This window comes from Mycobacterium sp. (assembly GCF_035697385.1).
Classification (GTDB): domain Bacteria; phylum Actinomycetota; class Actinomycetes; order Mycobacteriales; family Mycobacteriaceae; genus Mycobacterium.
On sequence record NZ_DASSCY010000201.1, the window covers coordinates 69,897 to 89,146 of the forward strand.

Annotated in this window: 15 protein-coding genes and 1 pseudogene; 6 read left to right on the forward strand and 10 right to left on the reverse strand. The window is 66.9% G+C overall.

Features of this window, described 5'->3' with window-relative positions:
- Positions 1-3 precede the first annotated feature (3 nt).
- Complete coding sequence (locus VFH65_RS16670; RefSeq protein WP_353322917.1) at positions 4-639, reverse strand: DUF4245 domain-containing protein; 636 nt, start codon at positions 637-639, stop codon at positions 4-6.
- A 54-nt stretch (positions 640-693) separates the two neighbouring features.
- Between VFH65_RS16670 and glpX the strand changes: the two genes are divergently transcribed.
- The 5 genes from glpX to VFH65_RS16695 all read left to right on the forward strand — a co-directional run bounded on the left by glpX (position 694) and on the right by VFH65_RS16695 (position 9,091).
- Positions 694-1,722 (forward strand): class II fructose-bisphosphatase, encoded by a 1,029-nt coding sequence (gene glpX, locus VFH65_RS16675; protein WP_353322918.1) that lies wholly within the window; start codon positions 694-696, stop codon positions 1,720-1,722.
- Between the two features lie 22 nt (positions 1,723-1,744).
- On the forward strand, positions 1,745-3,169 hold the full coding sequence (locus VFH65_RS16680; protein WP_353322919.1) for a class II fumarate hydratase: 1,425 nt from the start codon (positions 1,745-1,747) through the stop codon (positions 3,167-3,169).
- Positions 3,170-3,219: 50 nt separating this feature from the next.
- Entirely contained in the window at positions 3,220-6,003 is a 2,784-nt protein-coding gene (locus VFH65_RS16685; RefSeq protein WP_353322921.1) for a helix-turn-helix transcriptional regulator, read from the forward strand.
- Between the two features lie 34 nt (positions 6,004-6,037).
- Positions 6,038-8,788: an ATP-binding protein gene (locus VFH65_RS16690; RefSeq protein WP_353322922.1), complete on the forward strand. Its 2,751-nt coding sequence runs from the start codon at positions 6,038-6,040 to the stop codon at positions 8,786-8,788.
- Positions 8,789-8,869: 81 nt separating this feature from the next.
- Entirely contained in the window at positions 8,870-9,091 is a 222-nt protein-coding gene (locus tag VFH65_RS16695) for a hypothetical protein (protein ID WP_353322923.1), read from the forward strand.
- On the opposite strand, the gene VFH65_RS16700 is transcribed toward VFH65_RS16695, so the two are convergent.
- The 6 genes from VFH65_RS16700 to VFH65_RS16725 form a co-directional block, all read right to left on the reverse strand.
- Entirely contained in the window at positions 9,088-9,969 is an 882-nt protein-coding gene (locus VFH65_RS16700; protein ID WP_353322924.1) for a polysaccharide deacetylase family protein, read from the reverse strand. The genes VFH65_RS16695 and VFH65_RS16700 overlap by 4 nt on opposite strands.
- 74 nt (positions 9,970-10,043) lie before the next feature.
- Positions 10,044-11,357, reverse strand: coding sequence for a PhoH family protein (locus VFH65_RS16705; protein WP_353322926.1), 1,314 nt, complete (start codon positions 11,355-11,357; stop codon positions 10,044-10,046).
- 191 nt (positions 11,358-11,548) lie between these two features.
- Positions 11,549-12,370 (reverse strand): acyl-ACP desaturase, encoded by an 822-nt coding sequence (locus tag VFH65_RS16710; RefSeq protein WP_353322928.1) that lies wholly within the window; start codon positions 12,368-12,370, stop codon positions 11,549-11,551.
- Between the two features lie 53 nt (positions 12,371-12,423).
- Entirely contained in the window at positions 12,424-13,707 is a 1,284-nt protein-coding gene (gene glyA / locus VFH65_RS16715) for a serine hydroxymethyltransferase (protein WP_353322945.1), read from the reverse strand.
- Positions 13,708-13,790: 83 nt separating this feature from the next.
- Positions 13,791-15,266, reverse strand: coding sequence for a glycine hydroxymethyltransferase (locus VFH65_RS16720; protein ID WP_353322930.1), 1,476 nt, complete (start codon positions 15,264-15,266; stop codon positions 13,791-13,793).
- A 101-nt stretch (positions 15,267-15,367) separates the two neighbouring features.
- Positions 15,368-16,591: a DUF885 domain-containing protein gene (locus tag VFH65_RS16725; RefSeq protein ID WP_353322931.1), complete on the reverse strand. Its 1,224-nt coding sequence runs from the start codon at positions 16,589-16,591 to the stop codon at positions 15,368-15,370.
- A gap of 31 nt (positions 16,592-16,622) precedes the next feature.
- On the opposite strand from VFH65_RS16725, the gene coaA reads away from it, so the two are divergent.
- Positions 16,623-17,561: a type I pantothenate kinase gene (coaA, locus tag VFH65_RS16730; protein ID WP_353322932.1), complete on the forward strand. Its 939-nt coding sequence runs from the start codon at positions 16,623-16,625 to the stop codon at positions 17,559-17,561.
- A gap of 41 nt (positions 17,562-17,602) precedes the next feature.
- Here the strand turns inward: coaA and VFH65_RS16735 are convergent, their stop codons facing one another.
- From VFH65_RS16735 to VFH65_RS16745, 3 genes and pseudogenes are all read right to left on the reverse strand, one after another.
- On the reverse strand, positions 17,603-18,010 hold the full coding sequence (locus VFH65_RS16735; protein WP_353322934.1) for a hypothetical protein: 408 nt from the start codon (positions 18,008-18,010) through the stop codon (positions 17,603-17,605).
- A gap of 94 nt (positions 18,011-18,104) precedes the next feature.
- Positions 18,105-18,509, reverse strand: a complete 405-nt coding sequence (locus VFH65_RS16740; protein WP_353322935.1) for a hypothetical protein — start codon at positions 18,507-18,509, stop codon at positions 18,105-18,107.
- A gap of 80 nt (positions 18,510-18,589) precedes the next feature.
- Positions 18,590-19,250 (reverse strand): annotated as a pseudogene (locus VFH65_RS16745) (hypothetical protein); the annotation flags it as partial.

A 19,250-nucleotide genomic window follows, 5' to 3' on the forward strand; every position in this document is an offset into this window, starting at 1 on the left:
CTCCTATTTGGCGGACAGCGGCGACTGGCCCTGCGTCGCCGCCGCCAGCGTACGGTACTCGTTGGTACCGGCACTACCCGTGATGGCGATCTGCGCTGGGCCGCCTGCGCCGTTGAGCCGAGTCGTCCACACCGGCTCCGCGTCCTCGCCACCTTCGTAGACCACCCACTTGACGCCATCCACGTCGACGGTGCCGGTCGGAAACACATCGGCGTTGATAGAGCCGATCAACTTGTCTTCGTCGGCATTGCTCTGGGTGAGGCTCACGTACATCCCGCTGGGGGCCAGGTATCCGACCGTCGAGCTGACCGCGCGGACCAGCTGGCCCGAGGCCGGATCGGTGCGGCCGCTGTCGATGCCCTTGCGACTTCCGGAATTGGATTGCCAGCCGGCCGGCAACTTCGGCAGCCGGATGGGAATCTTCAGCGCATCGGCGTCGGCCTGCAGGGCGGCCGGAGCGTCGTATTCAGGTACCGGCCCCGGACGCGGCCCGCTGGCCTGAAACGAGCACATGCCCAGCACCCCGGCCAGCACGATGCAGGCAAGCACCAGCGGAGCCATCGACCAGAACATGTCCCGGCCGTCCTGCAGCAGCCGCGGCTTTGCCTGCTTCGGCGTGGGTAGCGGCTGTTCCGTCATAGGAGCCAGTATCCCAGCTCACAAACGACGATCCGCTTCTGGGACAATCTGCGCATGAGCCCCACGCGTGGTGAAGCCCCCGACCGCAACCTCGCCCTTGAACTGGTGCGCGTCACCGAAGCCGGGGCGATGGCGGCGGGCCGCTGGGTAGGCCGCGGCGACAAGGAAGGCGGCGACGGCGCGGCGGTCGACGCCATGCGTGAGCTGGTGAACTCGGTGTCGATGCGCGGCGTCGTGGTGATCGGCGAGGGCGAGAAGGACAACGCGCCAATGCTCTACAACGGCGAACACGTCGGCAACGGCGACGGGCCGGAATGCGACTTCGCCGTCGACCCGATCGACGGCACCACGCTGATGGCCAAGGGCCTGCCCAACGCGATTTCCGTGCTGGCGGTTGCCGAACGCGGCGCGATGTTCGACCCGTCGGCGGTGTTCTACATGAACAAGATCGCCGTCGGGCCCGACGCGGTCGATGCCATCGACATCACCGCGCCGATCGGCGAGAACGTCCGCCAGGTCGCCAAGGCCAAGAAGCTGTCGGTGTCCGACATGACGGTGTGCATTCTCGACCGGCCGCGCCACGAGAAGCTCATCGCCGAAGTCCGCGATGCCGGCGCCCGGATCCGGCTCATCACCGACGGCGACGTGGCGGGCGCCATCTCGGCCTGCCGGCCCAACTCGGGCACCGATCTGCTGGCCGGCATCGGTGGCACACCCGAAGGCATCATCACCGCGGCCGCGATCCGCTGCATGGGCGGTGCGATCCACGGTCAGCTCGCCCCCAAGGACGACGACGAGCGCCAGAAGGCCATCGACGCCGGATATGACCTGGACCAGATCCTCACCACCGAGGACCTCGTGTCGGGGGAGAACGTCTTCTTCTGCGCGACCGGCGTCACCGACGGTGACCTGCTCAAAGGCGTGCAGTACTTCAGTGGTGGCTGCACCACCCAGTCGATCGTGATGCGCTCGAAGTCGGGCACCGTCCGGATGATCGAGGCGTACCACCGGCTTTCGAAGCTCAACGAGTATTCCGCGATCGATTTCACCGGCGATAGCAACGCCGGCTATCCGCTGCCGTAACAACAACTAGCGAGGGATATACGTGAGCGTCGACTCAGTCACTCCACAGGACGTCGAGTACCGCATCGAGCACGACACCATGGGCGAAGTCCGGGTGCCGATCACGGCGCTGTGGCGCGCCCAGACGCAGCGGGCGGTGGAGAACTTCCCGATCTCAGGCCGCGGGCTGGAGCGCACCCAGATCCGGGCGCTCGGCCTGCTGAAGGGCGCCTGCGCACAGGTGAACAAGGACCTCGGCCTGCTGGCGCCGGAGAAGGCCGACGCGATCATCGCCGCGGCAGGCGAGATCGCCGACGGCCTACACGACGACCAGTTCCCCATCGACGTGTTCCAGACCGGCTCGGGCACCAGCTCCAATATGAACACCAACGAGGTGATTGCCGGCATCGCCGCGCAGAACGGCGTAACCGTGCATCCCAACGACGACGTGAACATGTCGCAGTCGTCCAACGACACGTTCCCGACCGCGACGCACATCGCGGCCACGGAAGCCGCTGTGCGGCACCTGATTCCGGCACTGGAAGTGTTGCACGAAGCCCTGGACTCGAAGGCCCACCAGTGGCGCACCGTCGTCAAATCCGGACGCACGCACCTGATGGACGCCGTGCCGGTGACCCTTGGCCAGGAATTCTCCGGCTATGCCCGCCAGATCGAGGCCGGCATAGAAAGAGTGCGCGCGTGTCTTCCCAGGCTGGGCGAACTGGCCATCGGCGGCACTGCCGTCGGCACCGGGCTCAATGCCCCTGACGGGTTCGGCACCAAGGTCGTCGAGGTGCTGGTGGACCAGACCGGGGTGGCCGAATTGCGCACGGCCGCCAACTCTTTCGAGGCACAGGCGGCGCGCGACGGCCTCGTCGAGGCGTCCGGCGCGCTGCGCACGATCGCGGTGTCGCTGACCAAGATCGCCAACGACATTCGCTGGATGGGCTCAGGTCCGCTGACCGGCCTTGGTGAGATTTTGTTGCCGGATCTGCAGCCGGGCAGCTCGATCATGCCCGGCAAGGTCAATCCGGTTATCCCCGAGGCGGTTACGCAGGTGGCCGCGCAGGTTGTCGGTAACGACGCAGCGATCGCATGGGGCGGTGCGGCCGGCGCGTTCGAGCTCAACGTCTACATCCCGATGATGGCCCGCAACCTGCTCGAGTCGTTCAAGATCTTGACCAACGCCTCCAAGCTGTTCGCCGAGCGGTGCATCGATGGGCTGATCGCCAACGAAGAGCGTCTTCGCCAGCTGGCCGAATCGTCGCCGTCGATCGTGACCCCGCTGAACTCCGCGATCGGCTACGAGGAGGCTGCGGCGGTGGCCAAGGAGGCGCTCAAGGAGCGCAAGACCATTCGCCAGACCGTCATCGACAGGGGCCTGATCGGCGACAAATTGTCGCTCGAGGAGCTCGATAAGCGCCTGGACGTGCTGGCAATGGCCAAGGTCAAGGACGGCGAGCGGTAACAAACGTCTGAAACCAACACAGGCGGGGAGTTAGCTGAGATTCTTCAGCTATGGCCGGGGACCTGTTGACCCGCCCCGCTGAGGCGGCGGTGGTAAGCGAGTTCCTGGATTCCGCGTCCATCGCGCCGTCGGCGTTGCTGATCGATGGTGAGCCAGGCATCGGAAAGACCACGCTGTGGTCGGCCACTCAGGTGCGGGCACGCGAACGCGGATTCCGGGTGTTGTCGGCCAGGGCGGCCGCTGGTGAGCCCGTTTCGGCGTACACCTCGCTCGCCGACCTGCTCAGTGGGCTGGATCCGCACATGTGGGCCGACTTGCCGCATCCGCAGCGCATCGCGATGGACCGCGTTCTGTCACGAGACCAAGCTGGCGGCGCGGCCACCGACCAGCGCGCCGTGGCGGCGGCGTTCCTCTCGATCCTCGACCTGCTCACCGATGACGGACCGCTGCTGCTCGGGATCGACGACCTGCAGTGGCTTGATCCGTCGAGCCTGCACGTCATGGCATTCGCCGCGCGGCGGCTCGCCGGTCCTGTCGGCGTTCTCGGCGCGTTACGCTCCCAGCTCGAGGACCCCACCGCCGCGGAGTGGCTACAGCTGCCCAGACCAGACGCGATCAGCCGAATACAGCTGCGCCCGTTGAGTATTGGCGCTCTGCACACGGTTCTTTGCGAAACGCTTGGCCGATCTTTGCCGCGCCCGGCCATTTCCCGCATCCATGCGACGTCTGGCGGGAATCCGTTCTACGCGATCGAGTTGGCCCGTGCGCTCGACCATCAAGCATCCAGCGTCGAGCCGACACTACCGGGCAGCCTTGCCGAGCTGGTTCGAGCCAGGATCGGCAGGTTGGGCCCCGACGTTCACGACGCGCTGCTCGCCGCGTCCTGCCTGGCCACCCCAACGGTCGAGCTTGTCGCGGACGCCACCATGACCGGCGTCGACCGCGTGATCGCCCTGCTCGAAGAGGCCGAGGCCAAGGGGATCATCGCGATAGCGGGCAACCGCGTGCGCTTCGCGCATCCGCTGCTGGCCAGTGGCGTCTACACCGATGCATCTGAGGAACAGCGCCGCACCATGCATCGTCGTCTCGCGACCATCGTCGGCGAGCCGGAGTTACGCGCCCGGCATCTGGCGTTGGCGTCGACCCGTGGTGACGCGGTCACGCTGGCGGCGCTGGACGAGGCCGCGGAGTTGGCGCACCAACGCGGTGCGCCGGCAGCTGCGGCCGAACTACTCGAATTGGCGATCGGCCTCGGCGGCAACACCACGCAGCGCCGGATCCGTTTGGCGACACACTATTTCGATGCCGCGGATCCGGACCGGGCGGGTTCGCTGCTGGAAGAGACCATCGTACGAACGGGCCCTGGCGTGGTTCGCGCACAAGCCCTGAGCACGCTGGCGCACGTACGTCTGCACGACGACGGCCACCGCGAGGCGGCACGCCTGTTGCAGGAGGCACTCGCAGAGCAGGGCGTCGATCTCGCGTTGCGAATTCGCATGCTGACCACATTGGCCTACGCCCATTTCAACACCGGAGAGACCGATGTCGCCATGCAAGCGGCCGAAGAAGCCGTGGTGGACGCCGATCGGCTCGGCAATCCCGGCCTGATCAGTCAGGCGCGCGCGGTGCGGGTCATGCTGGGGTTCCTGCGTGGAGACGGAGTCGACGAGGCGAGCTTGCAATTGGCACTCGAGCTGGATGATCCGACGCTGTCCGCACCGATAGCACTGCGTCCCACCATGATCAACGCGCTGCTCCTCGACTGGACCGGACAACTCGGGCTTGCCTACTCGGAAATGCGTGCGATCCAGCGGCGCTGCATCGACGTTGGCGAAGAAGGCGAACTCGTGTTGATCGCTTTCTATGTTGGCCTGAACACGATCTGGCGCGGCGATTTCGCGGACGCCCACCTGGTGGCCGAGGACGCCATGGAGCGGGCGCGCCAACTCGGCGGCGACTTTCCACTGTTCACAGCGCTGGTATTGCGCGCATGGCTGGCGACGTTCGCCGGCCGTGAGGACGAGGCCAGGCAAGCCATCGCCGAGGCGCTCGCGGCGAGCGAGCGCAGCGGCTCGCGGCGGCTGGCCGAATGGGTGACGACGGGTCTGGGCTTTCTCGAAGTCTCCCTTGGCAATTGGGAGGCGGCACTGGAAGCCCTGCAACCGTTGCTGGCTATGCACCGGACGATGCCGGATTCCACCGAGATCGTCGCCGCGTCGTTCATACCCGATGCGGTCCAGGCACTGGTCGAGTTGGGCCGGGTGGACGAGGCCGAACAGCTTGCCGATGCCCTTGACCGAAACGGACAACGACTCGGGCGGGCCTGGATGCTGGCAGTGGGTGCCCGCTGCCAGGCCATGGTGCTGGCGGCCCGCGGCGACTTGGCGACGGCCGCCGCCGCCGCACAACGATCCCTCACCGAACACGACCGGCTACCAATGCCGTTCGAGCGGGCGCGAACTCAGCTGCTACTCGGCCAGTTGGCGCGTCGCCAGCGAAACAAAGATGCCGCAATCGCCGCGCTGCGCGGCGCGCTCACGGTCTTTGACGAACTGGACACTCCGCTGTGGGCCGAGCGTTCACGTGCTGAGCTGGCGCGCGTCGACGTCGCACTGCAGACGTCGGGCGAGCTGACAGCGGCCGAGCAGCGGGTGGCTGAACTCGCGGCGTCGGGCATGACAAACCGCGATGTGGCAGGTGCGTTGTTCATCAGCCCGAAGACCGTCGAGGCAACACTTGCGCGCGCCTACCGCAAACTGGGCATCCGGTCCAGGGCTGAACTTGGACGGATCATCCAGCCAAATGACCAAAAAAGTAGTCAGCTGCGGCGTTAGCTGGAATTGTGGTGGACATGCCGTGGGGGATGGCATGACGAGCCGTCCGGAAGCGATCCGGACGACAAGTCGCTTCTTGGCTTCGGCATCGGCTGAGCCCTCGGCGTTGCTCATCGAGGGCGAACCCGGGATCGGTAAGACCACACTCTGGTTAGCTGCGGTGGAGCAAGCGCGAGAGCGGGGGTTCCGCGTACTGGCCGCACGGGCCGCAGCCGCCGAATCCGTGCTCGCCTACACGGTGCTCGCCGACCTGTTCGATGACGTCGACGCCGCGTTGTGGCCCGACTTGCCCGAGCCCCAGCGTGTCGCGGTAGATCAGGTGTTGCTGCGGGCTGACCACGGCACACCAACGGACCAGCGTGCGGTGGCGGCGGCGTTCTTGTCGGTCGTCGAGAGCCTGTCGGACAGCGGGCCGGTCATGCTGGCAATCGACGACGTGCAGTGGTTGGACGCGTCGACGACGCACGTCGTCGCATTCGCCACACGACGGCTTTGCGGGCCGGTCGGCGTTCTTGGCAGCGTGCGCACGCAAAACGGCGGTGGTTCCAGCGCGACGTGGCTGCAGATGCCACGGCCGGACGCGCTCAACCGACTTCGATTGCACCCCATGGGTATTCAAGATCTGCACGCCGCGGTGTCGGCCCGGCTGCATAGATCGTTCTCCCGTCCGACGATCAGCCGCATCCACGAGGTCTCCGGCGGAAACCCGTTCTATGCCATCGAATTGGCACGCACAATCGATGAGCGGGTGCCAGGCTTCGAGACGACGCTGCCACCCACGCTCGCCGAACTGGTGCGGGCGCGGATCGGCAAGCTCGATCCCGACGTCGGGGAGGCGGTGCTCGCCGCGTCATGTATGTCGACGCCGACGGTCGAGCTGGTCTCGAAGGCGACGATCAGCGACGACGATCGGGTGGTCGAACTGCTCGAGCTTGCCGAGAGCAAGGGAATCATTTCGATCGACGGCAACCGCATTCGCTTCGCGCATCCGTTACTGGCCAAGGGCGTGTACACCGAGGCAACGCCGGCAGAGCGGCGCGCGATGCACCGGCGACTCGCCGATATCGTCGATGAGCCCGAACTGCGCGCCCGGCACCTGGCGCTGGCTGCGACCAGGGGTGATGACCTGACATTGCGCGCACTCGACAAAGCAGCAGAGTCGGCGCGCCTGCGGGGTGCCCCCGTCGCGGCTGCTGAGCTGGCGGACCTGGCGATCGGGCTCGGCGGCGATACCGCCCGTCGCCGACTGCAGTCGGCGACGCATCATTTCGACGCCGGCAACCGGGCGCGCGCGGAGGCCATGCTGGAATCCGCAATCGGGGAACTGCCGCCCGGCGACCTCCGCGCCGAAGCTCTGTCCCGGTTGGCGGTGGTGCGTCTCTACGACGCGGGCTTCTTCGAAGTGGTCCGCCTGCTCGAACGGGCGCTGGCCGAAGTCGAGGACAACGAACCGCTGCGCGTCGCCATGCTGATTATGTTGGCGTACGCCCAGATTCACGCCAACCAGGCAACGGCCAGCCTGCAGAACGCGCAGCTCGCGGTCACCGGCGCCGAGTCCCTCGGCCTGCCGCACCTGCTGAGCGTTGCACTGGGGATGCTGGTCACCGTCCGGTTCATGCGCGGACACGGCATCGATGAGCCAAGCCTTCGGCGGGCGCTCGAACTGGAGGATCCGACGGTCGCATTCACACCTCTGGTGTTTCGGCCAACCGTTCAGCATGCGCTGCTACTGGATTGGTCGGGCCAGCTCGCACAAGCGCATGTCCAGTTACAGCGCATCCGGCGCCGCTGCGTGGAAAAAGGCGAGGAGGGCGAAAACGTCTTCATCGCGTTCCAGATCGGGGTCAACGCGATGCGCAGGTGTGATTTCGTCGAGGCCGACCTGGTCGCCGAGGAAGCCATGGAGCAGGCGCGTCAACTCGGCGGCGACACCGCACTGTTTCTGGCCACCAGCCTTCGCGCGCAGTTGGCGCCGTACGCCGGCCGCGAATCCGACGCCAGGCGTGCCATCGACGAGGCCATGGAGATCAGCAGGCGCACCGGCTCATTTCGGTTGGCGGAGCGCGTGGTTGGCGCATTGGGCTTCTTGGAACTGTCGCTGGGCCGCTACGAGGCGAGCTTCGCGGCGCTGCAACCGCTGGTGTCGAGGTTCGACCCGGCGTCGAGTCCCACCGAGCTGCCGAACGCGGGATTCCTGCCCGACGCGATCGAGGCGCTGATTGCCCTTGGCCGGCTCTCCGAGGCGGAGCCGCTCATCGACGCGCTCGAACGCAACGGTCGCAGGCTTGACCGACCCTGGATGCTGGCGGTCGGCGCACGCGGGCGGGCCATGATGTTGGCCGCGCTCGGTGATCTTGACGCAGGCAGCAAGGCGGCGAAGCGGGCGATGGCCGAGCACGACCGGCTTGCCATGCCGTTCGAGCGGGCGCGCACCCAGCTGCTGCTGGGTCAGCTTCAGCGTCGGCTACGCAGGAAGGACCCCGCGTCGGCGAGCCTGCAGGAAGCCTTCGGCGTCTTCAACAAGCTGCGCATCCCGCTGTGGGCCGATCGCGCGCGCGCCGAACTCGCCCGCGCGAAAGTCGGCCCGCACCCAAACGGGGAGCTCACCCCGTCAGAACTGCGGGTCGCGGAGCTGGCGGCGTCGGGCATGAAGAACCGAGATGTGGCGACGGCCCTGTTCATCAGCCCGAAGACGGTCGAGGCGAACCTCGCCCGCGTCTACCGAAAGCTCGGCATCAAGTCGCGGGCCGAGCTCGGCAGGCGCATGCGCACACCGAACGAATAGGGAAACACCCTATTTCTCAACGCTCTTCTGCGAATTAGCGTGCAATGCGCCCCCATGAACAAGCCATCTGCAGGAGGACCGGTGCCCGCAAATCACAACCCCGTGGCCGTCCAGAGCACTGGTGCTCTGGTCACGACGGCGACCAGCCAGCCCGCTCTGCGCACCGGCTTCGCCGCGCTGGGTCTGGTGTCGCTGCTCGACCTGTCCACGGCCGACCGCGAGCGCGGCGCCGATCGGATGCTGGCGGTGGGTGGCGCGGCGGCCGCGGGCTGGTTCCTGGTGCGGGGCCACCGTCGCCGTTAGCTCCCGTTGTTGGGGCCGCCTGAGTTCTGGTCAGGGATATCGGTGATCGGGAAGTTCGGCATCGGCGTCGGCGACGGTGTGTCAGGCAATGGCGGGATCTCGCCCGCTGGAACATCCCGAATATCGTTGGCGGGCAACCCGTTATCGCGGCCGCCGTAGCTGCTTCCTGGTGCGCGGGAGCCGAGAAGTTGGCTGACTGTCACGAGGTGATAGCCGTTGGCCTTCAGCACAGGGATGAACTGGTAGACCACATCGACGGTGCTGGAGTAGGTGTCGTGGAACAGCACGACAGAGCCCGGCTTGATCTGCGTCTTGAGCATGTAGGTGGTGGCGGCCGTGTTTGAGTCGTTGACCCAGTCGAAAGGAACGACGTCCCAAAGGATTTCGGCCATACCGAGTTTCTTGGCCGCCGCCAGCACGGCGTCGTTGGACAGACCCCCGGCTGGTCGGTACAGCGTCGGGGTGATACCCGTCGCGGCGGCGATGGCATCATTGGCCTTCGTCAGCTGGCTGCCGATCAGCTCGGGCGGGATGGTCGTCAGGTTGGGGTGTTCCCAGGTGTGGTTGGCCACCTCCATGCCGGCGTCGGCAATGCGCTTCGCGCCCGCAGGGTTGGCCGCGACCTTGTTGCCGATCAGGAAGAACGTCGAGCGCGCGTCGTTGTCTTTGAGGATCTGCAGCAACCGGTCGGTGAACGGGCTCGGCCCGTCGTCGAACGTCAGTGCCACACACTTGACCTGTGCGCAGTCGACCTCGTCCGCATTGGCGCGGCGGATGTGTCCGGTGAGGCCGCCGACGACCAGCACCGTGGCGGCCACCAGCACACCAAGCACGGTGCGCCAGTAGCGCCAGGCCTGGCTGTCGGGTCGTCGCGGCACGCTGGCAGCCTACCGAGTATGCGATTTGTGGAGCGCGACCGGCGCTCACCGCCGCTGCGGCGCCACAAACCGCGTCAGGGCAGCGCGCCGGGGCTGATCTCCTCGAGCATCTCGGTGACCAGCGCCGCGATCGGCGACCGCTCGCTGCGCAACAGCGTGATGTGTGCGAACAACGGATGGCCCTTCAGTTTCTCGATCACCGCCGCCACGCCGTCGTGCCGGCCCACCCGAAGGTTGTCGCGCTGGGCGACGTCGTGGGTCAGCACCACCCGCGATCCGGCGCCGAGCCTCGACAGCACGGTCAGCAGGACGTTGCGTTCCAGGGACTGCGCCTCGTCGACGATGACAAACGAGTCGTGCAGCGAGCGTCCGCGGATGTGCGTCAGCGGCAGCACCTCGAGCATGCCCCGCGCCAGCACCTCTTCGAGCACCGCGGGGCTGGCGAGACCTTCGAGGGTGTCGAAGACGGCCTGCGCCCACGGGCCCATCTTCTCGCTCTCGCTGCCAGGCAGGTAGCCGAGTTCCTGGCCGCCGACCGCGTACAGGGGCCGGAACACGACGACCTTGCGTTGGGTGCGGCGTTCCAGCACGGCTTCAAGGCCGGCGCACAGCGCGAGCGCGGACTTGCCGGTGCCCGCCTTGCCGCCGAGCGACACGATGCCCACCGACTCGTCGAGCAACAGATCCAGCGCCACCCGCTGTTCGGCGGAGCGGCCGCGCAGCCCGAAGACCTCGCGATCACCGCGCACGAGCTGCACCCGCTTCTCGGCGTTCACCCGCCCAAGCGCGTGCGAGCTGCCGCCCAGCAATCGAATACCGGTGTGGCACGGGAGATTACGGGCCGACTCCAGGTCGATCTCGCCGTCGGAGAATAGTCCGTCGATCTCCTCGGCCGAGACCTCGATCTCGTCCATCCCGGTCCAGCCCGACGTGATGACGTCCTGGGCGTGATACTCGTCGGCGGACAGGCCGACGGCGCCGGCCTTCACCCGGAGCGGAATGTCCTTGCTGACCAACGTGACCAGCTTGCCTTCGGCGGCGAGGTTCGCCGCGCAGGTCAAGATCCGCGAATCATTGCTGTCGGTCCGAAAGCCCGCGGGCAGCACCGACGGATCACTGTGGTTGAGCTCGACGTGCAGCGTACCGCCTTGCGTCCCAACGGGAATCGGCTGATCCAGCCGTCCGTGCTCGAGCCGCAGGTCGTCGAACAACCGCAGTGCCTGCCGAGCGAACCAGCCAAGCTCATGGTGATGCCGCTTGGCTTCCAGTTCACTGATGACCACCAACGGGACCACAACTTCATGTTCGGCAAACCTTGTGCAGGCCCACGGATCGGACAGCAGCACGGAGGTGTCGAGCACGTAGGTCCGGACGAGCGAATCAGTCACGTAGCGCTCCTCAAGCACGCGCGGCCCCGCACGAACTTCTCGGCGGACACTGCGGTACCAGGACCGGGGCCGGTCCTCTCGTGATCGAAACGATCGGTACCGCCCGGACAGCAGAGCATGTCGCTAGCCATCGCGAACGACGCTACTCTCGTCGCGCCATATGCGCCGCGCAGGCGCGCCGTGGCTAACCGTCAGACGTAGGCGCGCAACGATGGTTCGTCGGTCAGTCCCCACGCGGTGATCCGGTCGGAGATGACCTGGCGCAGCTGCTCCGGCCCGAATATGCCGGCGTCGGCCATGTGCTTGATCTTGTCCGCATACGCGTCGATGTCGCCGCCAACCACGTCGAGTTCGGCGGCGCGGGCCGCGATGGCCGCAATGGTCTCGTCGCGGTTGGAGGACAGCAGATGCGCGACGAGGTTGGCGAAGAACTCCTCGTGGCGCTCTTCGTCGCGGGCGATGCGGCCGATGAGTCCCTTGAGCACGGGCTCGGTGATCTGTGCCTCCAAGTTGCGGCAGAACACAGCGTGCTCGCGTTCGAAGAAGGCCATGAACACCAACCGCTCGATCTGGCTGTAGGTGTCGGCGCGGTAGCCCTTCATCACGTGCTGGACGCGCACGTCCTCGTTGGCGGCCGGGTCGATCTCGCGGGTCACGACGAGGTAGTTGCGCAACGCGATCGCGTGCAGGTGCTCCTCGGCGGTCCACCGGCCGATCCAGCGGCCCCACTTCTCTTCCAGAATGAAGCTGAACACGAACTCGCGGTGGTAGGCGGCCAGGTTGTCCTTGGTGATCAGCAGGATCTCCAGCGCGTCGGTGACGGCCTTGGGCAGCGTCACCTGCGAGGGTTCCCAGTCGTGTCCACCGAGGAAGGCGAAGTTCTCGCCCTGGTCGAACGGCACGTAGTCGTGCGCGTACCAGAGGTCCTCCGAGTCGACGTGGCGTCGCAGCTCCTGCTGCACGACCGGTTCGAGCTCGAGGATCAGCGCATTAGGTACAGGTTTCTGTGCCATAAAAGTAACTGTAACCCGAGTTCACATGTTTTTTCAAAACCGGGCGCCGCGTGTCATCGCCTGCCGTGCAGCTCCCAGTCTTCCAGCCCGTCGTACAGCGGAAACTCCCTGGCCAAGCGGGTGACGCGGTCGCGCAAGCCGGTGATGTCAGCCGACGGGCCGGCCGTCAGCGCGGTCGCGATGATGTCGGCGACCTCGGTGAATTCGGCGTCGCCGAAACCGCGGGTGGCCAACGCGGGAGTGCCGATCCGCAGGCCCGAGGTGACCATCGGCGGCCGCGGGTCGTTGGGTACGGCGTTGCGGTTGACGGTGATGCCGATCGAGTGCAGCAGGTCTTCGGCGGCCTTGCCGTCCAGCGCGGAGTCGCGAAGGTCGACAAGCACCAAGTGCACATCGGTGCCACCGGTGACCACGCTGACGCCGGCACGGTTGGCGTCGGCGGCAAGTAGACGCTCGGCGATGATCCGCGCGCCCGACAATGTGCGCTGCTGCCGTTCGGCGAATTCCGGCGTTCGTGCGATCTTGAACGTGACGGCCTTGGCCGCGACGACCTGCATGGCCGGGCCGCCCTGCGTTCCCGGGAACACCGACGAGTTGACGGTCTTCGCGTAGGCCTGCTTGCCAAGGATCAACCCGGAGCGCGCCCCGCCAAGCGTCTTGTGGACGGTCGTCGACACCAGGTCGGCGTGCGGCACCGGGTTCGGGTGCAGACCGGCGGCGACCAGACCGGCGAAGTGCGCCATGTCCACCCACAGGTGCGCGCCGACCTCGTCGGCGATCGAGCGGAACGCCGCGAAGTCCTGCATGCGCGGGTAGGCCGACCAGCCCGCGATGAGCACCTGGGGCCGCAACTCTTTGGCACGGGCCCGCACGGCGTCCATGTCGATGAGTCCCGTGCCGGGATCCACTCCGTAGAAGGCGGATTCGTACACCTTGCCCGAGAAGTTCAGCTTCATGCCGTGAGTCAGGTGGCCGCCGTTGGCGAGATCCAGCCCGAGCAGCCGTTCACCTGGCGACATCAGAGCGGCCAGCACCGCCGCGTTGGCCTGTGCGCCGGAATGTGGTTGCACATTGGCGAATTCGGCGCCGAACAGCGCCTTGGCCCGTTCGCGGGCGATGTTCTCGATGACGTCGACGTGTTCGCAGCCGCCGTAGTAGCGACGGCCGGGCAGTCCCTCGGCGTACTTGTTCGTCAGCACACTGCCCTGCAGTTGCAGGACCGAACGCGGTGCGAAGTTCTCCGACGCAATCATTTCCAGCGTGTCGCGCTGGCGGCCGAGCTCTTTGTCCAGCAGCGCGGCGATATCGGGATCGACGTCGGCGAGCGGAGCCGACATGACGGACGTGGGCATACGAACATCGGGCGTCGCGGTCACGGCGGCGAGTCTGGCATACCCGGGCCGGGTATTGGGGGCTACGTCTAGAGCGTCAGTCCCGGATAGAGAGGGTTGGCTGCCAGGAGTTCGCTGGCCGCGGCGTGCACGCGGTCGGCGGTGCCGTCGGCCAGCTTGTATTTGGCCTTAGAAGTGCCAGCCGTGCCTTGCGCCGGCGTGGTGTTGGACAGCACGTCGACGATGAGTTCGGCAACGCGGTCGAAGTCGTCGGGCCCGAATCCGCGCGTGGTGAGCGCAGGGGTGCCCAGCCGGATGCCGCTGGTGTACCACGCGCCGTTCGGGTCGGCGGGAACCGAGTTTCGGTTGGTGACGACGCCGGAGTCCAGCAGTGCGGATTCGGCCTGACGACCGGTCAAACCGAACGAGGTCACGTCGAGCAGCACGATGTGGTTGTCGGTGCCGCCGGTGACCAGCCCGGCGTCGCGCTTGAGGAAGCCGTCGGCCAGCGCCTGAGCGTTATCGGCGACGCGCTGCGCGTAGGCCTGGAACGACGGTTGACGGGCCTCGGCCAGCGCGACGGCCTTGGCGGCCATGACGTGAGACAACGGCCCGCCGAGCACCATTGGGCACCCCTTGTCGACGGCGTCGGCGTATTCGGGCGTGGAAAGCACCATGCCGCCGCGAGGTCCGCGCAGCGACTTGTGCGTCGTGGTTGTGGTGACGTGGGCGTGCGGCACCGGGTCCTCATCGCCGGTGAACACCTTGCCTGCGACCAGACCGGCGAAGTGAGCCATGTCGACCATCAGGGTGGCGCCGACCTCGTCGGCGATCTCACGCATGGTCGCGAAGTTGATCCGGCGCGGGTAGGCGGAGTACCCGCCGACGATGACCAGCGGCTTGAATTCGCGGGCGGCGGCGGCGACGGCGCTGTAGTCCAAGAAGCCCGTATCCGGGTCGGTGCCGTAGCTGCGCTGGTGGAACATCTTGCCGGAGATGTTGGGCCGGAAGCCGTGGGTGAGGTGGCCGCCGGCGTCCAGCGACATCCCGAGCAGCCGCTGATTGCCGAGCTTGTTGCGCAGCTTCTCCCAGTCGGCCTCGGACAGGTCGTTGACATGCTTGGCGTTGAACTCGGCCAGCCCCGGCGTCTCGACGCGGGTAGCCAGGATCGCCCAATACGCAACGAGGTTGGCGTCGATGCCGGAGTGCGGCTGGACGTAGGCGTGCGGGGAACCGAACAGCTGCTCGGCATGCTCGGCGGCGACGCTCTCGACGGTGTCGACGTTCTGGCAGCCGGCGTAGAACCGGTGCCCGATGGTGCCCTCGGCGTACTTGTCGGACAGCCAGCTGCCCATCGTCAGAAGCACCGCAGGGGAGGCGTAGTTCTCGCTGGCGATCAGCTTGAGCGAATCCCGTTGGTCGGCAAGCTCTTTGCGTGTCGCCGCGGCGATGCGGGGTTCGACGGACTCGATGACCTGCAGGGCTGCCTGGTAGGCGACGCTTGCGGTGTCGGCGTATTCGGCGCCGGGCGCGGCGTCGGAGGTCACGGTCGGGTCTGCAGCCATGGGGTTCAGCCTAATCCCCGCCTTTCGGCGCCCACTGTGCGCATTGATACGGCTGAGCGGCGAGTCGCGTATGAAACCGCACCGTCGCGGCGCGCTCCAAGCTATGCCGCGCGCAGCGACGACGGGATCAACGGCTCGTCGAGCAGCCTGCCGAACCGCTCGGTGAGGCCGACGCCGTCGGGCCGGGCCTCCAGCCAGCCGCGCAGCAACCGGTAACCCTCCACATAGGTGCTGGTGTACGCACGCCATAGCGGCGACGACAGGAACCGCAGGCTTTGCCGGGCACGCTCGTCGTTGACCAGCAGCCAGCGCTTGAGGAAGGCGGCGACATTGTCGGCGTCGCGGTGCTCGTCGTGCAGCATCAGCGCGGCGTCCTGTCGGACGTCAGCCAGCGCGGCCGCGGCTTCCGACACCGCCTCGGCGCGTTCCCCGTCGAAACGAAGCCCCAGGTCGGCGTAGATCTCTTCGGCCCATCGGCCCCAGCCCGGGCCGATCGCGGCGTGCAGCGCCAGGTCGGCCAGACCCTCCGCCATCAGGCATTGCGGGGTGTTGACCAGGAAGATGGTCTGCTCGGCATGGCCCTTGCCCTCGACGAGCCCCGCCTCCTTGCGGCAGTGCTCGGTGTGGTGACCCGGATAGGACTCGTGCGCCACCAACCGCGGCAGGTTGGACATCTGCTGCTTGAGATCGGCGTTGACCGCAACCGTCGAGCGGTAGTCGCCGAGGTAGTAATTGAACCCCGACCAGGGCTTGTCGGTGACGACCTCGTAGGTGATGGTCTCGGTCTCGGGCAGCGGGTACTGCGCGCGCACCCGGTCACGCAGTGCGCTCGAGAACGCGTGGATGGCCTCCTCGAGCCGTTCGGGCGGGATCTCCTCCCCCGCCCGGTAGGCAGCCATGCGCTCGGCAAGCGGCCCGGTGCCGCCCAGCGCATCGTCGAGCTTGCGGTGCGCCTGCCGGTACTGCTCGGGGTCGCCTTTGGCGATGTGCACGTCGAAATACGCCTCGACCTCGTCGACGAACCCGACATCCTGGCCGGCGAACTTGCGGGCAGCGCAGGCCAGGGCGCGCAGGTGAGCGCCGAGGTAGTCCGCCCGGGACTGGTCGAAGCCGTTGCCGCGCGGCACGTTCGGCAGTTCGGCCAGCAGCTGCTCGGCTTGACGGGCCAGATGCGCGGGATCCGGTTGCGGCTCGTCTCCGACGACACGGCGCAGCGCCGGGTCTCCGGTGAAGGAGTCGACGTAACCCTCCTCGACCCGGTCAAAGCGCAGGCCGAGCAGCAGATACTCGCGGATGAGGGTCGCCGAATCAGTACCGGTGTCCATGGCACCCAACGCTAACTGCAAGACTGTGCCCATGCCGCGGCTGAGCGAGCCGAGCCCCTACGTGGAGTTCGACCGGAGTCAGTGGCGTGCGCTGCGCATGTCGACGCCGTTGAAGCTGAGCGAAGACGAAGTGCTGCGTCTGCGCGGCCTCGGCGAGAAACTCGATCTGCTCGAAGTCGAAGAGGTCTACCTGCCACTTGCCCGGCTGATTCATCTTCAGGTCGCCGCCCGCCAACGTCTTTTCGCAACGACGGCCGAGTTCCTCGGTGAGCCACAGCAGAATCCGGACCGGCCGGTGCCGTTCATCATCGGCGTCGCTGGCAGCGTCGCGGTCGGCAAGTCGACCACAGCCCGTGTGCTGCAGGCGTTGCTGGCACGGTGGGGACACCATCCGCGCGTCGACTTGGTCACCACCGACGGCTTTCTGTATCCGAATTCCGAGTTGTCGCGCCGAAACCTGATGCACCGCAAAGGTTTTCCGGAAAGCTACGACCGTCGCGGGCTGATGCGATTCGTCACGACGGTGAAGTCAGGGGCCGATCAGGTTTGCGCACCGGTGTATTCGCACCTGCTCTACGACATCGTGCCTGGCGAGAAGCAGATCGTGAAGCATCCGGACATCCTCATTCTCGAGGGCCTCAACGTGTTGCAGACCGGCCCGACGCTGATGGTCTCGGACCTGTTCGACTTCTCGGTGTACGTCGACGCGCGCATCGAAGACATCGAACAGTGGTACATCGCACGGTTTCTCGGCCTCAGGTCGACCGCATTCGCCGACCCGGCGTCACACTTCCACCACTACGCGACGCTGACCGACGAGCAGGCCGTCTTCGCCGCGCGCGACATCTGGCATTCGATCAACCGCCCCAACCTGATCGAGAACATCCTGCCGACGCGGCCGCGGGCCACTTTGGTGTTGCGCAAGGACGCCGACCACTCGATCAACCGGTTGCGTCTGCGCAAGCTGTAGGCCCGCCCGGCAGTTACCGAGCGGGCCCCAGCGGCAACGACTTACGCCTTCATCCGGCGCAGGCCGGTGTACTGCAACTCGGCGAAGACGGCCGTGTAGACACCGGTCGCCAGCGTCAGCACCACCCCTAGCGTGGTCATGGTCCACACATCGGTCAGCACGACCGCAACGGCCGCGACCGTGTACAGCAGGTTGGCGATGATGACGGCGATGCCCGGTACGCGCACCGACGGCAAGGTGGACAGACCGAACACGACGATGCCGTAGGCGATGAAGAACGCCGCAAGGGAGTACTCGATCGCTGGCGTCGTGCCTGAGACATCGGCAAGCCAGCCGGCAAGTGGAACCCCGGCTACACCGGCGAGGCCGGTGAGGATCGCGTCGGCTCGCATCGCGAAACGCAGCAGCGAATCGGTCGATTCGTTCAGTCGGGTTGAGATGGCGGTCATGAGTTTCCCTTTCTGGTTGGGTTTTTCGGCGACCGGTGCCGGAGTCGACGCCGCAACCTCTGACGACGGCGACTCCGGACCAGTCATGAGGGAGTCACGCCAGGCGGCGGACTCCGAGGTACTGGATGTAGGCGATGCCCAATGTGGCGACCGTGAAGGCGATGGCCATGACGACACCAAGGTCGGTCAGCGGCAGCCAGCCAGCCGCCAAGACGACACAGCTGGCCATGGCGAAGGCGACATTGCCGCCGACGACGCCAAGGCCGACGTGCCGCACGTCGGGTACGGCGGCGAGCACGTACATCAGCGCGCCGTAGGCGACGAGCGCCGCGCCGACGATCCACTCGGCGGTGGGCGAAAGACCGGTCAGCCGCGACAGTTGATCGGCGGCCATCGCGACGAACAGGCCGAGACCGGCGCACAGCGTGGCGTCGGCCCGCATGGTGAAGCGCAGTAACGAGTCAGCTTCGGTGAACTGACGATTGGTGATGGCGGTCATGACTTCGATGCTGCGCAGAAGCCACTGCCAGATCGACGCCAGGCACTGCCAGCTACTGCCAAGCCCAGGTCAGAGGGTTTTCAGTCTTGTGCGGTCACCAGCTGGCCGCGCAGATCCGCGGCGATCAGCCGCGCCGCCGCGTTCTGCCAGTTGTGCAGCGACCGCTGCGGCACCTCGGTGACGAACCATTGCCAGGCCTGCCGCGCGACGGGGTCGAGCCCCGCGGCCGTCGCGTTCTGCGCGTAAGCACGCACACCGACCACGTACGGGAAGTACAGCGAGTTGTAGTAGCGCCATTGCTCGGTCGTGCCGAAGTCGCCGCCGTCACGGGGCTTCAGCCGCGCTATGCGGTCGGCCAGCAGGGCTTTGAGTTCGTTGGCCCGCTCCAGCGGCTGGTCGGGTGCGCCCCGCGCAGCGAGCCGCTCGTCGATGATCGGTAGCGCGGTCAGCGGGCTCGCAACGAGCTTCGACAGGTCGCCGTAGTGGCCGAGCGCGCGGCGGGTGAGCCGGGCGAAGGTGTCCTCGTCGACGCCGTCGAGCGGATTGTTCGACCGCAGCGGCAGCGCCGCCTCGGTGCGACGAAGCGCGGCCCGGTCGGCCCGCAGCGCGGGTGAACGGGAGAACGCGACGCGGTCGAGCACGCCGGCAAGCGGATCAGCCAGCACGTTTATCGCGATGGCGATCGCCAGGCTGGTGAACAGCAGCACCGTCAGCGCGGTCTGCCCGCCGGTGACTGCCAGC